The organism is Arthrobacter sp. 05T410 (assembly GCF_056396505.1).
On record NZ_JBFTLP010000003.1, the window covers coordinates 265,367 to 281,403 of the forward strand.

Annotated in this window: 14 protein-coding genes; 8 read left to right on the forward strand and 6 right to left on the reverse strand. The window is 66.9% G+C overall.

Going from position 1 to position 16,037, the window contains the following annotated elements; translation table 11 throughout:
• Window positions 1–106 precede the first annotated feature (106 nt).
• Window positions 107–979, forward strand: a complete 873-nt coding sequence (locus AC1DFR_RS05820) for a universal stress protein (RefSeq protein ID WP_223913727.1) — start codon at window positions 107–109, stop codon at window positions 977–979.
• Here the strand turns inward: AC1DFR_RS05820 and AC1DFR_RS05825 are convergent.
• From AC1DFR_RS05825 to rarD, 4 genes are all read right to left on the reverse strand, one after another.
• Window positions 946–1,776 carry a class I SAM-dependent methyltransferase gene (locus AC1DFR_RS05825; protein WP_476872952.1) on the reverse strand — a complete coding sequence of 277 codons (831 nt, stop codon included), beginning with the start codon at window positions 1,774–1,776 and terminating at the stop codon, window positions 946–948. The two genes, AC1DFR_RS05820 and AC1DFR_RS05825, sit on opposite strands and share 34 nt — an antisense overlap.
• A gap of 35 nt (window positions 1,777–1,811) precedes the next feature.
• The gene (locus AC1DFR_RS05830) at window positions 1,812–3,344 is read right to left on the reverse strand and encodes a putative bifunctional diguanylate cyclase/phosphodiesterase (RefSeq protein ID WP_476872953.1); all 1,533 of its coding nucleotides are present in this window, start codon (window positions 3,342–3,344) and stop codon (window positions 1,812–1,814) included.
• Entirely contained in the window at window positions 3,331–3,735 is a 405-nt protein-coding gene (locus AC1DFR_RS05835; protein WP_223913730.1) for a DUF7793 family protein, read from the reverse strand. The genes AC1DFR_RS05830 and AC1DFR_RS05835 overlap by 14 nt, the downstream gene beginning before the upstream one ends.
• A 92-nt stretch (window positions 3,736–3,827) precedes the next feature.
• On the reverse strand, window positions 3,828–4,847 hold the full coding sequence (rarD, locus tag AC1DFR_RS05840) for an EamA family transporter RarD (RefSeq protein WP_476872954.1): 1,020 nt from the start codon (window positions 4,845–4,847) through the stop codon (window positions 3,828–3,830).
• Between the two features lie 130 nt (window positions 4,848–4,977).
• Here rarD and AC1DFR_RS05845 point away from each other — a divergent pair, with 130 nt between their 5' ends.
• The 7 genes from AC1DFR_RS05845 (at window position 4,978) to AC1DFR_RS05875 (ending at window position 13,668) form a co-directional block, all read left to right on the forward strand.
• Window positions 4,978–6,423, forward strand: a complete 1,446-nt coding sequence (locus tag AC1DFR_RS05845) for an FAD-dependent oxidoreductase (RefSeq protein WP_230007477.1) — start codon at window positions 4,978–4,980, stop codon at window positions 6,421–6,423.
• 115 nt (window positions 6,424–6,538) lie between these two features.
• The gene (locus AC1DFR_RS05850; protein ID WP_476872955.1) at window positions 6,539–7,918 is read left to right on the forward strand and encodes a GAF domain-containing protein; all 1,380 of its coding nucleotides are present in this window, start codon (window positions 6,539–6,541) and stop codon (window positions 7,916–7,918) included.
• A 145-nt stretch (window positions 7,919–8,063) separates the two neighbouring features.
• On the forward strand, window positions 8,064–9,587 hold the full coding sequence (exaC, locus tag AC1DFR_RS05855; RefSeq protein ID WP_230008636.1) for an acetaldehyde dehydrogenase ExaC: 1,524 nt from the start codon (window positions 8,064–8,066) through the stop codon (window positions 9,585–9,587).
• A gap of 166 nt (window positions 9,588–9,753) precedes the next feature.
• On the forward strand, window positions 9,754–10,764 hold the full coding sequence (adhP, locus tag AC1DFR_RS05860; protein WP_476873032.1) for an alcohol dehydrogenase AdhP: 1,011 nt from the start codon (window positions 9,754–9,756) through the stop codon (window positions 10,762–10,764).
• Between the two features lie 16 nt (window positions 10,765–10,780).
• Window positions 10,781–11,191 carry a DUF779 domain-containing protein gene (locus AC1DFR_RS05865; RefSeq protein ID WP_223913736.1) on the forward strand — a complete coding sequence of 137 codons (411 nt, stop codon included), beginning with the start codon at window positions 10,781–10,783 and terminating at the stop codon, window positions 11,189–11,191.
• 174 nt (window positions 11,192–11,365) lie between these two features.
• Window positions 11,366–12,922 (forward strand): amino acid permease, encoded by a 1,557-nt coding sequence (locus AC1DFR_RS05870; RefSeq protein ID WP_476872956.1) that lies wholly within the window; start codon window positions 11,366–11,368, stop codon window positions 12,920–12,922.
• Between the two features lie 140 nt (window positions 12,923–13,062).
• The gene (locus AC1DFR_RS05875) at window positions 13,063–13,668 is read left to right on the forward strand and encodes a TetR/AcrR family transcriptional regulator (RefSeq protein WP_028276965.1); all 606 of its coding nucleotides are present in this window, start codon (window positions 13,063–13,065) and stop codon (window positions 13,666–13,668) included.
• An 8-nt stretch (window positions 13,669–13,676) separates the two neighbouring features.
• Here the strand turns inward: AC1DFR_RS05875 and AC1DFR_RS05880 are convergent, their stop codons facing one another.
• Together AC1DFR_RS05880 and AC1DFR_RS05885 are read right to left on the reverse strand one after the other, a co-directional pair.
• The gene (locus AC1DFR_RS05880) at window positions 13,677–14,327 is read right to left on the reverse strand and encodes a DUF2461 domain-containing protein (RefSeq protein WP_476872957.1); all 651 of its coding nucleotides are present in this window, start codon (window positions 14,325–14,327) and stop codon (window positions 13,677–13,679) included.
• Window positions 14,328–14,516: 189 nt separating this feature from the next.
• Window positions 14,517–16,016: a catalase gene (locus tag AC1DFR_RS05885; RefSeq protein ID WP_223913739.1), complete on the reverse strand. Its 1,500-nt coding sequence runs from the start codon at window positions 16,014–16,016 to the stop codon at window positions 14,517–14,519.
• Window positions 16,017–16,037: the final 21 nt, after the last annotated feature.

Here is a 16,037-nt window from a genome sequence, read left to right on the forward strand (position 1 = left end):
GGACTAGAGTCGTTCCTATCCACTGCAGGAACGCAGACCGGCCGACGTCGCCCGGAACCCCCGGGGCGCAGCTGGCATCTGCCCCAGACCCAAAAGGGGTTCATACATGCGATACGTAGTCGGCTATACACCCACCGAACGTGGTGCGGACGCCGTTGCCCTGGCCTCAGCCATGGCCCGCGCGCAGGGAGCGCATCTCGACCTGGTCTATGTGGTGGATCGGCACACGCCCTATGTGGCGATGAATCCGGAAGGAAACCAGGTCAGCGCCGCGGAGCAGCAGATCCGCTCAGCGGAACGCCAGGGAATGGAACTGGTCCCTGAGGGGCTGGAGGCGCACTTCCATGTCCGACAGGCAGAATCGTTCGCGGCCGGCCTCATTGAGGCCGCACTCGAGTACAGGGCAGGCTTGATCGTAGTGGGTGCCGCCAGCAGCGGCCTGTTCAAGCGCCATACCGTGGGCAACGTGGCCAACGCCCTGCTGCACGCTGCCCCGGTTCCGGTGGCACTGGCGCCGCGCGGCTACCGCCATACCGAAGCCATCACGCGTCTGACCCTCGCGGTGGGCCAGCGCGTCGGAGCGGAGGCGGCGATCGACGTCGCGATCGAATCCGCCGAGCGCCGCGGGGTGCCGCTTCGGCTGGTTTCCCTCGTGGAACTGGACGTCGAGGGGGACGGCGGGGAGAACGTCAACGCCGCCCACATCCACGCCAACACCGTCCTCGCTGCCGCCGCGCACCGTCTGCCGGAGGGCCACCACGTCAGCGTGGAGGTCGCCCACGGCCGCACGATCGAGGAAGCGATCGATGACCTGGAATGGGACGACGGCGAGGTCATGATCGTCGGGTCCTCCCGCCTGGCGGAGAAGCACAAACTGTTCATTGGCAGCACGGCTTTCAAGGTGCTGCGGGCGCTCCCCGTTCCCATGGTCGTGGTCCCGCGCGACTACCAGCGGGTGGATGCCTTCCCGGAGGTCTGAGGCCCCGGGGCCAGGACCGCCCAATACGCGGGAATGTTGCTGGGCGGTCCACCGGCCTCCATCGGCACCGTCTTCAGGACGGTGGGTCCCTCCGCGATGAGGGTCCAGCGGTCCGGGGGAAACACGCGGGAGCGTTGCCCGGCACCGAAGTGGCCCGGTTTCGGCAACGAGCCTATGGCCTGGCGGAGCGGTCCCGGGATCCGCTTGCCGGTGGCGCCGAGTTCCCTCAGGTAGCTCAGGGCGCCGCCCGGGACGTTCGTTTCGACGAGGTAGATCCTGCCCCGGGTGCCCAGGAGTGCTTCGATGGAGCCTGCGAGGCGTGCCTGCCGACGCCGGCTGAGGACATGGAGCACGCCGCGGACAAAGACGTTGGCGTCGCCGAGTTCGCGCGCCAGCGCAGCCGCCGCGGCCGGCTGCGTGGCATCCAGGCTCCGGAAACTGAGGCCCGCGACCTGCGGCTGCGCGGAATGCGCGGCTGCCACGGCCTGGGGTGAGACGTCGACGCCGAGGACCGAGGCGAAGATGGCGGTGAGCCGCCGTGTGATGGTGCCGTTCCCGCAGCCGAGATCGATCACCGGAAGGCTGGTGTCCATCGCGCCGGCCATCACCTGCAGGTGGTGCCGGATCTCTTCGTTCCCGGCGCCCGGGGCGGCGTCCCAGATGACCGGTTCCCGGAGGGACCCCTGGGACACGCCGCGCCAGAAGGCATCCCAGCGCCGGTCCGGGCGGCTCGGACGGTGCAGGGAGAGCACGGCAACCCTGGCCGCGAGCCGGACAGTGTCCGCCACCCTGTGCACGCGTTTTCCTGTCTTGCGTCTGCCCGCCGGAACGCTCACGCGACGGCGCCGTCTCTGTGCCCGAGCAGGTCCGTCATGTCCGCCACCGGGAGCGGGCGGCTGAAGAAATACCCCTGGCCGAATTCGCAGTTCAGCTGCCGCAGCCTGTTGGCTTGCTCCCTGTCCTCGATGCCTTCGGCGACTGCGCCCAACCCGGCCGAATGGATCAGCTGCAGGATGGCGGCGACGAAGGATTCCTGCTGCCGGTCCGTAGTCAGCCCGTCGAGCAGGGACTTATCGATCTTCGCCTGCGCGGCGGGGAGCGTGCGCAGGTAGCTGATGGAGGAATAGCCGGTGCCGAAGTCGTCGATCTCGATCCGGACGCCGAGGTCATTGAGTGACTGCATGGTGGCGGCCACCTCGGGGCCGCCGCGCATGATCGCGGTTTCGGTGATTTCGATCGAAATATGGCGGGGCTCGACGCCGTGCTGGGCCAGCAGGCCTTCGACGTAGGGTGCCAGATCGACGTGGTGCAGGTCCGCGGGGGAGAGGTTGATGTGCGTGCTGAAGTCCGCGGAAAGCCCCGGATCTGACTTCCAGCGGCCGGTTTGTGCGATGGCGTTCCGGAGCACCCAGTGGCCGATTTCCACGGTGAGCCCGGCCTCGTCGGCGGCGTCGAGGAAGGTATCCGGCCCCAGCAGGCCCAAGGCGGGGTGGCGCCAGCGGATCAGGGCCTCGGCGCCGGCGATCGCTCCGGTGCGCAGGTCCATGATGGGCTGGTACTCCAGCTCGAGCTGGTCCATCGCCAGTGCCGTCCGCAGCTCCGCCACCTGGTGGACCCGCTGCTTGGCGGCCTCGTGCATGGCCGCGGAAAACACCAGGAGGGTGTCCCTGCCGCGTTTCTTGGCCTCGTGCATGGCGATGTCGGCATCGCGGATGAGTTCCTCGCTTCGCAGGCCCGGTTCCCCCAGCCGGACACCGGTGCCGGCCGTGAGGGCGACCGCCACACCGCCGGCAACGATTCTGTCCTTCAGTGATTCGCCGAGCCGGGCAGCGGTCTGCAGCACGGACTCCGTGTCCTGGTCCGCGACGAGCACCGCGAATTCATCGCCGCTGAGGCGCGCGATCAAGTGGCCCGGTCCGGCCGCGGCGCTAAGCCGCAGGGCCGTCTCGCGCAGCACGGCGTCCCCGGCGGCGTGGCCGAGGCTGTCGTTGATGAGCCGGAAGGAATCAAGGTCCATCAGGATCAGGGCCGGCTGGCGTCCCGTGCCGGCCCCGGCAACGGCTTCGGCCACTTTTTCCTGCAGCAGCGAGCGGCTGGCCAGGCCGGTCAGCTCATCGGTGTTGATGACGCGCCGGAGTTCGGCTTTGGCCGCCTCCAGGAGCGCGGTCCGCTCGGCGACCCGGACTTCCAGGTCCTCGTACATGCTCTGAAGCTCTTCGGCCAGGAGGTTGATGCCGGTGGTGACTGCGTCTATCCCGTCCCGGGCCGGTGAGACCGGCAGCCGGTTCGACAGATCGCCCGAGGACAGTACGACGATGCCGTCCACGAGGTCCTCGAGGCGGCGGTCATCATCACGCCCCGTCATGGCCCTGCGAGGTCAGCCAGCGGACCGCCTCTTCACCGTTGGTGAAAAAGCGTGTCGGAACCGGCGCGGAATTGACGCCGAGGAAGAAGTTGGCGAGGACCCGGTCTACGGCGGAGGAGCCGAGGAGCGCGATTGCCGAGGCGTCGCAGTGCTTGGCGAACACGGCCCGGGCGGCCCGGCTGACGGACTCCGTGGTGGCCATGTCGATCAGCAGCGGCGTGGGCCGGCCGCCGCACAACTCATTGACACGATCCATGGCCAGCTGGGCGTTGGGGGCATCAATCACCACGCCGCGGGCCCACTGAAGGCGCAAGATGCCGTTGCTGTCGAAGTCCAGGGACGAGATGTCGCGCCCGCCCTGAGTTTCACGATCCTCTTGTGGCACCAGCAATCCTCAATTTCGCCCCGACATATCCCCTTCATGATGACACTAACGCACGGCGGCAGGGGCAAGCAGGCCGCCAACCCGCCGGGGCGGTAGTGCTAGGCGGCGGCGCGGGCCCGTTTCCGGGTCACGGAGTTCTTCCGGGCCGTGTGCAGCATGTCCACGGTCAGTACCAGCAGCGCCAGCCAGACGACGCCGAAACCGGCCCACCGGTCAGGTGTCATGGTTTCCTTGAACACGACGAGCGCCACTATGAACTGCAGGACGGGCGCGAAGTACTGCAGCAGCCCGATCGTGGTCATCGGCAGACGGCGGGCGGACGCGCCGAAGAACAGCAGGGGCACCGCGGTGATGACGCCCGACGCCACCAGCAGCCAGAAATGGCCGGCACCGTTTCCGGCCAGAGTTGCCGACCCGCTGACCGCGAGGAAGATCATGGTGGCCGCAGCTACAGGCGCCAGGACGATCGTCTCCACGGTAAGGCTTGTGATCGCCTCCGCCCGCGGGCCCACGCGCTTCTTGACGAATCCGTACAGGCCAAAGCTCAGCGCGAGTGTCAGTGCTATCCAGGGGAGCTTGCCGTAGGAGACCGTCAGCACCCCGACGGCCACGAAGCCGATGCCGACGGCGGCCCACTGCAGCGGCCGCAGCTTCTCCTTCAGGACGAAGACCCCCAGCAATACGGAGACCAGCGGGTTGATGAAGTAGCCCAGGGAGGCCTCGACGGCCTGGCCGGTGGTCACGCCGTAGGTGTACGTCAGCCAGTTCACCGCGATCAGGGCAGCGGCGATGGACAGCGGCCCAATCACCGTGCGGTCCCGGAAAGCAGCAGCCAGCACCCGCCAGGACCGTGTGACGGTGATGAGCAGGACGCAGAACAGGAGGGACCAGACCACCCGGTTGGCGACGATTTCGACCGCGCCGGCCGGATGCAGGACGTAGAAGTACAGGGGCAGCAGCCCCCAGAGCCCGTAGGCGCCGATACCGAACAGGATTCCCGCCGTCGTGTCCTTGTCCACCGGTGCCGGTCCGCCCGGCCGCGCCGGCGCCGGCCCAGCGGCCGGGCCGGCCGGCGCTGTCAATGGGGCGGGGGACAAGGATCCTTCGGGCTTAGACACAAGACCAATAACACCACCTGCGCGGCGCCTATTCCTGCCAATCGGAGCGCGAGCGGGCCGGTCACATTTAGAATGGGGGCCTGTGCGCTGTATCTACTGGCGCTGTCCCTAAGACTCAGAAGGGCTCCCGGTGTCCAACTCGGCCGAATCCACATCCTCCCGTCCCCTCCGTGTCGCGATTGTTGGCGCCGGCCCGGCCGGTGTCTACGCCGCGGACATCCTGACGAAGTCCAATGAGGTCAAGGACGGCGACTTCCAGGTCAGCATCGACCTCTTCGAGGCGTATCCGGCGCCCTACGGCCTCATCCGCTACGGAGTGGCCCCCGACCATCCGCGGATCAAGGGCATTGTCAACGCGCTCCACAAGGTCCTGGACCGCGGCGACATCCGGTTCCTCGGCAACGTCACCTATGGCCGGGACCTGACGCTGCATGACTTCCGCGCGTTCTACGACGCCGTCATCTTCTCCACCGGCGCCATCAAGGACGCGGACCTGGATATTCCCGGGATCGGCCTGGAGGGATCCTTCGGCGGGGCCGACTTCGTCTCCTGGTACGACGGCCACCCGGACGTGCCGCGGGACTGGCCGCTGGAGGCCAAGGAGATTGCGGTGATCGGCAACGGGAATGTGGCCCTCGACGTGGCCCGCATGCTGGTCAAGCACGCCGATGAACTCCTGGTCACCGAAATCCCGGACAACGTCTACCGGGCGCTCAAGGATTCGCCGGTCACCGACGTCCACGTGTTTGGCCGCCGCGGCCCGGCCCAGGTGAAGTTCACGCCGCTGGAGCTGCGCGAACTCAGTCACGCCAAGGACGTGGACATCGTCCTGTATCCAGAGGACTTCGAATTCGACGAGGCTTCGGACGAGGCCATTCGCAGCAACAACCAGATCCGGACCATGGTCAACACCCTCACGAACTGGCTCGTCGAGGAGCACGCCGAGGCCGAGGAACCGTCCTCGCGCCGGCTGCACCTGCACTTCCTGCACAGCCCCGTCGAAATCTATGGAACAACAGACGACGCCGCGAACCCCGGCAAGGTCGCCGGCATCAAGTTCGAACGCATGCAGCTGGACGGCACCGGGAACGTCAAGGGCACCGGTGAGTTCCTCGACTACCCGGTCCAGGCCGTCTACCGCGCGATCGGCTACCACGGTTCGCCGCTGGATGAGCTGGAATACGATGCCCGCCGCGGCGTCGTCCCGAACGAAGGCGGCCGCGTGCTCGACGCCGAGGGCAACCCCGTGCCCGGAATCTACGCCACGGGCTGGATCAAGCGCGGCCCCGTCGGGCTGATCGGCCACACCAAGGGCGACGCGCTGGAGACCATCGGCTTCCTGCTGGAGGACCGGCTGACGCTGCCGCCGGCGCAGAACCCGGACCCGCAGGCCATCATCGACCTGCTCCAGGAGCGCGGCATCGAGTACACCACGTGGGAAGGGTGGATCAAGCTCGATGCCCACGAGCTCGCCCTCGGCGCCGAGTGGTCCGCGGCGGAGTCCGCCAACGGCATCGAACGGGAGCGCATCAAGGTGGTGCCGCGCGAGGACATGATCGAGATTTCCCGCGGCTAGGCTGTGACAGCCTGAGGCGGCAGGCCGGTGCGTTTCCAAACGCCCCGCGCGGAACTAGACTGGGCCGGACGAGGCGGCCTTCGGCACGCCGTCGAGCCCGTCCGGTGGGAGTTCAATGAGGAAACTGGTCCATCCCGCAGCACTGTTGCCGCCGGCAGGCGGAGTCACCGCAGCGCTGCGCCAGCAATATGCCAGCGCGGGCCATGAGCAGCTGGATTCCCGTGGAATGGCGTTCTCCGAGGGCCTGCAGTTGCCCGGGATCAGCACCCTGATTCAGGAATCGTGGCAGCGCTCCGTCCGGCTGCAGGCCAACCCGGACAACCCCGAGGCGCCGCTGGCCATGGACCGCGAGGAACTCGAAGAATACCGCCGCCAGCACCCCCTGGCCGCCATCATGCCCGTGATCCACAAGCTCCTGGTCCTGCCCAGCCACGACAGCGGAATGCTGGTAGCCGTGGGTGACGAGGTCGGCAGGCTCCTCTGGGTGGAAGGGGACGCCGCCCTGCAGCGCCGGGCCGAGGGCATGATGTTCGTCCCGGGCGCCGACTGGTCCGAGGCGACGGTCGGCACCAGCGCCCCCGGCACCGCGCTGGCCCTGGGCCGGGGAATCCAGATCTCCGGCGCCGAGCACTACAAGCGCTCCGTGCATCCGTGGAGCTGTACGGCGGTGCCGTTCCACGATCCGGATTCCGGGGCCCTGCTGGGGGTTGTGGACATCACCGGCACGGAGTCGGCCGTGGCCCCGCATACGTTGTCTCTGGTAGAGGCGACGGTCGCCGCGGCCCAGGCGCATCTGCGGGTCGAGCGGCTGCAGCTGGCTGCCGCCGGCCAGTCCTCGCCGTCCAGGCGGCGGAACTCGACGCCGAAAACGGCCGGGGGACCGGCCGCCAGCAGCCTCTACCGCAACAGCCTCCAGCTGCTCGGCCGCGACCAGGCCCTGCTCAGCATTGACGGCCGCACCGTGGCCATGTCCGCCCGGCACAGCGAGATCCTGGCCCTGCTCAGCACCCACCCGGCGGGGCTGAATGCCGAGGAGCTTTGCGCCCTCCTGTACCCCGGGGACGCCTCCACCATGACGCTGCGCGCCGAAATGGTGCGGCTGCGCAAGGTACTTCAGCAGCTCAACCCCGATGCCGTCCCGCAATCACGTCCCTACCGGCTGCCGCTGGACCTGGTCCCCGACGCCGGACAGGTGCTGGACTGCCTGCAGCGCGGCGCCCACCGGATAGCGCTGGAAATCTACCGCGGCGCCGTGCTGCCCCGCTCCGAGGCCCCCGGCATCGTGGAGCTGCGGGCCAGGGTCTCCGCGCTGATGCGCGAGGCCCTGTTGACGGACGGCAGCGCGGAATCGCTCCTGAAATACGCCGCGCTGCCCGAAGCAAAGGACGATGTCGACGTCCGCATCGCCGCGCTGAAGCTGCTGGCGCCGCGCTCGCCCAAGCGCGCCGCCGTCGTCGCCGATCTGGAACGGCTGGACCGCGAGCTGAGCGCCTGACTGTCGCGGACCGCCGAAATGCCCCGCCAGTGACCTGGCTCACTCCGGTTGCAACCTGACTGCAACCTTCACGCGCCTACGCTGGGTGCAACGGGGGCCGGAAGCGCCTTGCAGCCCCCCATCTTGCACAGCAAAGGAGCTAGCAATGACTGTTTACGCCCAGCCCGGAACCGAGGGCTCGAAGGTCACCTTCAAGGACCGCTACGAAAACTGGATCGGCGGCGAGTGGGTTGCGCCGGTCAAGGGACAGTACTTCGAGAACATCACCCCGGTGACCGGCAAGGCTTTCTGCGAGGTGGCCCGCGGCACCGCCGAGGACATCGAACTGGCGCTGGATGCCGCCCACAAGATTGCACCGTCCTGGGGCAAGACCTCCGTGGCCGAGCGTGCCGCGATCCTGAACAAGATTGCCGACCGGATCGATGAGAACACCGAGATGCTCGCCGTCGCCGAGTCCTGGGACAACGGCAAGCCGATCCGCGAGACCCTCAACGCCGACATTCCGCTCGCCGCCGACCACTTCCGCTACTTCGCCTCCGCCGTCCGCGCCCAGGAGGGCCGGCTGTCCCAGCTCGACGACGACACCACCGCTTACCACTACCACGAGCCGCTCGGCGTCGTCGGCCAGATCATCCCCTGGAACTTCCCGATCCTCATGGCCGTCTGGAAGCTCGCCCCGGCCCTCGCCGCCGGCAACGCCGTCGTCCTGAAGCCGGCCGAGCAGACGCCGTCTTCGATCCTGGTGCTGATGGAACTCATCGGCGACCTGCTGCCGGCCGGTGTCCTCAATGTGGTCAACGGCTTCGGCGTCGAGGCCGGCAAGCCACTGGCCTCCAGCCCCCGCATCCGCAAGATCGCCTTCACCGGCGAAACCTCCACGGGCCGCCTGATCAGCCAGTACGCCAGCCAGAACCTGATTCCGGTCACGCTGGAGCTTGGCGGCAAGAGCCCGAACATCTTCTTCAACGACGTCGCGGACACCAATGACGCGTTCTACGACAAGGCCCAGGAGGGCTTCACGCTCTTCGCCTTCAACCAGGGTGAAGTCTGCACCTGCCCGTCGCGCGCCCTGATCCAGGAAGACATCTACGAATCCTTCATGGCCGACGCCGTGGCCCGGGTGGAGAAAATCATCCAGGGCAACCCGCTGGACACCGAAACCCAGCTCGGTGCCCAGGCCTCCAACGACCAGCTGGAAAAGATCCTCTCCTACATTGACATCGGAAAGCAGGAGGGCGCCAAGGTGCTCACCGGCGGTGCCCGGGCCGAAATGCCCGGAGACCTGGCCGGCGGCTACTACGTCCAGCCCACCATTTTCGAGGGCCACAACAAGATGCGGATCTTCCAGGAGGAAATCTTCGGCCCCGTGGTGTCCGTGACCCGCTTCAGTGACTACAACGACGCCATGGGCATCGCCAACGACACCCTCTACGGCCTCGGTGCCGGCGTCTGGTCCCGCAACGGCAACGTCGCCTACCGCGCCGGCCGCGAGATCCAGGCCGGCCGCGTGTGGGTCAACAACTACCACGCCTACCCGGCGGGGGCCGCGTTCGGCGGGTACAAGTCTTCCGGCATCGGCCGCGAGAACCACTCGATGATGCTGGACCACTACCAGCAGACCAAGAACCTCCTGGTCAGCTACAACGAGAACAAGCTCGGCTTCTTCTAAGCCGCACTGACCCGGGCGGGGCGGATCGCGCATGATCCGCCCCGCCCGCACCACTTGTGCACCTACACGGAGGGACGCCGGCTCACTGCACACGCCCTTTAGCCACACCCAAGTTTGATGACGCAAGGATTTCGCCATGACGACGACAACGACGACGACGACGACAATGCAAGCCGCGGTAGTTACCGAATTCGGAAGGGACCTCCGGATCCAGACCCTCCCCGTTCCCGTGCCGGGCCGCGGTGAGGCACTGGTCAAGGTACTGACCACCGGCGTCTGCCACACCGACCTGCACGCCGCGGAGGGAGACTGGCCGGTCAAGCCGACCCCGCCGTTCATTCCCGGCCACGAAGGCGTCGGCGAGGTCGTCGCCCTCGGCGAGGGCGTCACGGACCTGGCCATCGGCGACCTCGTCGGCAACGCGTGGCTCTGGTCCGCCTGCGGCGACTGCCAGTACTGCCGCACGGGCTGGGAGACCCTGTGCGAGGCCCAGCAGAACGCCGGCTACAGCGTGGACGGCTCCTTCGGCGAGTACATGCTGGTCGACAGCCGCTTCGCGGCCAGGATCCCGGCCGGCTCGGACCCCGTCGAGGTGGCTCCGGTGCTTTGCGCCGGCGTGACCGTCTACAAGGGCCTGAAGATGACCGAAGCCAAACCCGGCCAGTGGGTCACCATCTCCGGCATCGGCGGCCTCGGCCACATCGCCGTCCAGTACGCCGTGGCGATGGGGCTGCGGGTCGCGGCTGTGGACATCGCCGATGACAAGCTGGCCCTGGCCAAGAAGCACGGCGCCGAGCTGACGGTCAATGCCCTGCACGAAGACCCGGCCGAAGTCATCCAGCGCGAAACCGGAGGTTGCCATGGAGTCCTGGTCACGGCAGTGCACCCGTCAGCATTCGGGCAGGCCATCGGGATGGCGCGGCGCGGCGGAACGATCGTATTCAACGGGCTGCCGCCGGGGGACTTCCCGGCGCCGATCTTCGAGATTGTGCTCAAGGGCCTGACGGTCCGCGGCTCCATCGTGGGCACGCGCCAGGACCTGGAGGAAGCGCTCGATTTCTACGCCCAGGGCAAGATCCACCCCACGGTGTCCACCAGGGAGCTCTCCGAAGTCAACGCCGTCCTTGACGAGATGAAGCACGCCAAGATCGACGGCCGAGTGGTCATCAAGTACTGATGAAGGACGGACTCTGATGCCAGCGACAAAGCTCGACGCCGCCGTGACCCTCCCCGGGGAGGACTTCTCCCGGGTGGCTCTCACCCCGGAGGCGGTGGAACTGCTGCTCAAAATGTGGGTGCAGCACGGACCGCTGATGTTCCATCAGTCCGGCGGCTGCTGCGACGGTTCCTCGCCAATGTGCTATCCCGCCGGGGAGTTCATCACGGGGGACTCGGACGTATTGCTCGGCCTGTTCGACATTTCCGACGGGCTGCGGCCCCAGCCGCTGGAATTCTGGATGTCGCGGGAGCAGTTCAACTACTGGAGCCACACGCACCTGACTGTCGACGTCGTTCCTGGCCGGGGGAGTGGTTTCTCGGTAGAAGCGCCGGAAGGCAAGCGGTTCCTGATCCGCTCGACGCTGATGGAAAACTGGCCGGTCTAGGCGGCCTGGATGGTCTGAAACGGAGCAGCTACGCGCAAGCGGGCCGTGCAGGATAAACCTGCACGGCCCGCTTTTGCGTCTCACTATGTGGGATAAAAATGGCCGTCCAGTGGATGGACTCTAAGATGGATAGGTCTGTTTCCACCCCAGTTATCGAGATTGCGGACTTTCCTAATGAACCTTTTCCGGACCAAATCCATCGAGCAGTCCATGTCCGACGCCGATGAACCCGGACGCAAGCTGAAGCGCACGCTAAGCACGTGGGACCTCATGATCATGGGGGTCGCGGTTGCCGTGGGCGCCGGGATCTTCTCGGTCGGCGCCAAGGCCGCCGCGAACTTTGCCGGCCCCGCCGTCACCATCTCCTTCGCGATCGCCGCCGTCACCTGCGCGCTCGCCATCATGTGCTACGCCGAGTTCGCCACGGCCATTCCGGTGGCAGGCTCCGCCTACGTCTTCACCTACGCGACCATGGGTGAGATCCTGGCGTGGATCATCGGCTGGAACCTGATCCTCGAACTCTTCACTGCCGGCGCCGTGATTGCGAAGTACTGGGGCATCTACCTCAGCAAAGTCTTTGCGCTCATGGGCGTGGACATTCCGCCGTCGATCTCCCTGGGCGGCGTCGACCTCTACTGGGGCGCCTTCCTGATCGTTGCCATCTTCACCGTGCTGCTGGTCCTCGGGACCAAGCTCTCCGCCCGCGTCGGCAACATCTTCACGCTCATCAAGATCGCGGTGGTCCTCTTCGTGATCGTCGTCGGCTTCACGTACGTGAAGTTCGAGAACTACGCCCCGTTCGTCCCGGCCTCCGAGCCGACCGGAGGCACCGGAGCCGCGGATGTCCTCAAGCAGTCGTTCTTCGGCTTCCTGACCGGCGCCGCCCCGGCCCAGTACGGAACCCTCGGTATCTTCGCCGGCGCAGCCCTGGTCTTCTTCGCTTTCATCGGCTTCGATGTCGTCGCCACCTCGGCCGAAGAGGTCAAGAACCCGCAGAAGACGCTGCCCCGCGGCATCTTCGGCGGCCTGGCAATCGTTACCGTGCTGTACATCCTGGTGTCGCTGGCGTTGACCGGCATGGTCTCCTACACCCAGCTGGCTGAGGCCAAGAACCCGACGCTCACCACCGCCTTCGAGGCGGTCGGCAACACCGACGCCGCCAAGGTCATTGCCTTTGGCTCCCTCGTGGGCCTGACCACCGTGATCATGGTGCTGCTCATGGGCCTCTCGCGCGTGGTGCTCGCGATGAGCCGCGACGGCCTGCTTCCGCGCTCCCTGTCCAAGACCAGCTCGGTGCGGGGGACGCCGGCCCGCCTGCAGATCATCTGCGGCGCCGGAGTGGCGCTCGTCGCCGGCCTGACCAACGTGGACCTGCTCGAGGAAATGATCAACATCGGGACCCTGTCCGCCTTCGTGATGGTGAGCCTTGGCATCCTGGTGCTGCGCAAGAAGCGCCCGGACCTGAAGCCGGCCTTCCGTGTCCCGTTCGGCAAGGTGCTCCCGGTCGTCTCTGCGGTCCTGTGCCTGTATCTCATGACGAACCTGGCCGTGGAAACCTGGATCTTCTTCGCCATCTGGCTCGTGATCGGTATTGCGATCTACTTCGCCTACGGCCAGCGCCACTCCCGGCTGAATGAAAAGTTCGCTGAGGCCCGTGCCTCGGTGAACGGCACGGCCAGCGTGGCGGGAGCGCCCGCGGAGGACAACGTGGACGCGCTCACCCGCTCCTGAGAAGGGAGCGGTCGGCCTCCCGCATCGAAGTCGCCGGAGCCGTGCGAATTCGCCGGAAATTTCCGGCGTAACCGCACGGCTCCGGCGACTTCGGCGTTCGGGCGCCGCTCCGTCAGGGCGGCGCTCCCTAAGATGGACACATGGCCCGCCCAGCAAGACCGGAACGCAAATCAGAGTTGCTGTCGGCAATTCTCGACTACCTCATGGACAAGACCCTGGCGGAGCTGACGTTTCGCGGCCTGGCCGACGGGCTGGGTGTCAGCAGCTACGTCCTGGTCTACCACTTCGGGCACCGCGAACAGCTGATCAACGAGATCATCCGCGGCATCGAATCCCGGCTGGACAGCATCCGCGCCACCGACGTCAGGGACATCGACCGGGACGCGTGGCGGGCCTTCCTGCTTGAGTCCTGGCAGTGGACCATGGCGCAGCGCAACCGGCACCTGGCCCGGCTTGAATTTGAGGCCACGGCGCAGGACATTGTGGCGGCGGTGCCGCGCGGCACAGCGCAGGAGCACTTCCGGATGTTGCACGAGAAGGCCCGGGACTGGCTGGTCATCCAGGGCATCCAGCCGGAATTCGCCGACACCGACGCCCGCCTGTTCACGGCCGCGTTCTACGGGCTGCAGTTCGATTTCGTCGTCAACAACCAGCCAGAGGAAGCCACCAAGGCCTTTGAGCTGATGATGCTGGTCTTCTTCAACAACCTCGACAGGCGCCTCGCCACCGACGGCCAGCACATCTGAGCAGAACCTCAGGGAGCAGCGTAGCGGCCCTCCCACTCCACGAGGGGGCGCAGTTGCTCCCAGCGCTGTGCCACTTCCTCCACCGCCCCGGGACCGGCAAGCCAGCCGGGCTGGCCCACGTTGACGCCGGCCGTGAGGGATTTGTGCTTGAGCAGCTCCGCCCGGGGATGGTCCTTGTCGAAGCCCCGCGGCACCGTCTTTAGCCGTTCGCCCTCCACCGCGAACCCTGCCGTCTCGACCTTCCGCACGATTGCCTGCAGGGCATCGCCGCTGGCGGGATCGTCCACGGCACCGCGAAAGCGTGCCAGCTGGGCCGGAGTGTGGGTGTGGCAGCCGCCGCCGATCAGCAGGCCGTCGGCGCTGAGCTGGATATAGAAGCCCACGCCTTCGTCCACCGCCGCGAAGGCCCCCTGCGCGGTCTTATAGGGTGATTTGTCCGGCGAGAACCGGACATCCCTGTTGGGGCGAAAGAGCTTGGCCGGTCCGAAGCGTGGCTCGAGCTCGGCCAGCAGCTGGGTCAGCGGCCCCTTCACCGCGGCCTCGTAGACAGGCTTGTGCTTGAGCCACCAGTCCCGGTTGTTGTTCTGTTCAAGATTGGCGTAGAACCGGAAGGCGTCACTTGGAATGCCTGCGAATGGAGTGCCAGCGAATGCGGTCATGCCCAAATCCTACGGAGCCGCGGCACGCGGTGGCGAGGGGCACGCGCACCCATGTGGATAACCGCAAAACGCCCCGCCACGGGAGTCCGTGGCGGGGCGTTTTGTTGGCTCCAGCGGTCACCGAATGCCGGTCACCGGCCGCCCAGGCGGCCGTCAAGGCCGGCCGTCAGGCAACGTTCGATGCAACCATCAGACCTTGTTGGCGGCCTCGGCGTCGGACTCAACCTGGCCGGCACCGAGGTTGGCGCGCAGCTTGGCGCCGAATTCGGCGTCGACGTTGGTCCAGTACGCGATGGCGCGTTCCTTGATGCTGGCGTTCTTGACGCCGCTGACGGCGCCGGTGACGGTCTCCAGCAGGCGGGCCTTCTCGCCGTCGTTGTACACCTCGCGGTACAGCGTGCCGGCCTGGCCGAAGTCGCCGTCCTCTGCGTGCAGGGAGTGCGCGGAGAGCGTGAGCTCGCCGTCGTTCTCCCAGCCGCCGCCCGCAACGCCGGGCTCAACGGCAGCCGGGCCGCCCACGGAGTTCGGTGCGTACACCGGAACGGACGGGGCGTTGAAGTGGTAACGCCCGGCGCCGTCCTGGCTGTAGTTGTTGACCTGGCTCTTGGGCAGGTTCACCGGGAGCTGGGCGTGGTTGGTGCCTACGCGGTAGCGGTGCGCGTCCGCGTAGGAGAAGATGCGGGCCTGCAGCATCTTGTCCGGGGAGGCGGCGATGCCCGGCACGAAGTTCGACGGCGCGAAGGTGGCCTGCTCGATCTGCGCGAAGTAGTTCTCCGGGTTCTTGTTCAGCTCCATGGTGCCGACCTTGACCAGCGGGTAGTCCGCGTGCGGCCACACCTTGGTGAGGTCGAACGGGTTGAAGCGGTACGTCTTGGCGTCCTCGTACGGCATGACCTGGACGTGGAGGTCCCAGGAGGGGAAGTTGCCAGCGGCAATGTTTTCCTGGAGGTCGCGGATGTAGAAGTCGCCGTCGGCGCCGGCAAGGGCCTCGGCCTCGTCGCCGGTCATGGACTTGACGCCCTGGTTGGACTTGAAGTGGTACTTGACCCAGAAGCGCTCGCCCTCGGCGTTGATCCACTGGTAGGTGTGCGAGCCGTAGCCCTGCATTTCACGCCAGGAGGCCGGCAGGCCGCGGTCACCCATGAGCCAGGTGACCTGGTGGGCGGACTCGGGGGAGAGGGTCCAGAAGTCCCACTGCATGTCGGCGTCGCGCAGGTGGGTGCCGGGGAGGCGCTTCTGGGAGTGGATGAAGTCCGGGAACTTGATGCCGTCGCGGATGAAGAACACCGGCGTGTTGTTGCCGACGAGGTCGTAGTTGCCCTCGGTGGTGTAGAACTTCACGGCGAACCCGCGGGGGTCGCGCCAGGTGTCGGGGGAGCCGGCCTCGCCGGCAACGGAGGAGAAGCGGATGAGCATGTCCGTCTCAACGCCGGGCTGGAACAGTGCGGCCTTGGTGAACTTCGAGACGTCCTCGGTGGTCTTGAAGGTACCGAAGGCGCCGCCGCCCTTGGCGTGCACGACGCGCTCCGGGACGCGCTCGCGGTTGAACTGCGCGAGCTTCTCGATCAGGTAGTGATCGGTCAGGATGATCGCGCCGTCGGCGCCGACGGACTTGGAGTGGGCGTCGGAAGTGACGGGAGCCCCGGACTGTGTCGTGGACACGGCGGGCGCAGAGATGATCTCAGTCATAGTTCTCCTTGGGTTGGGTTT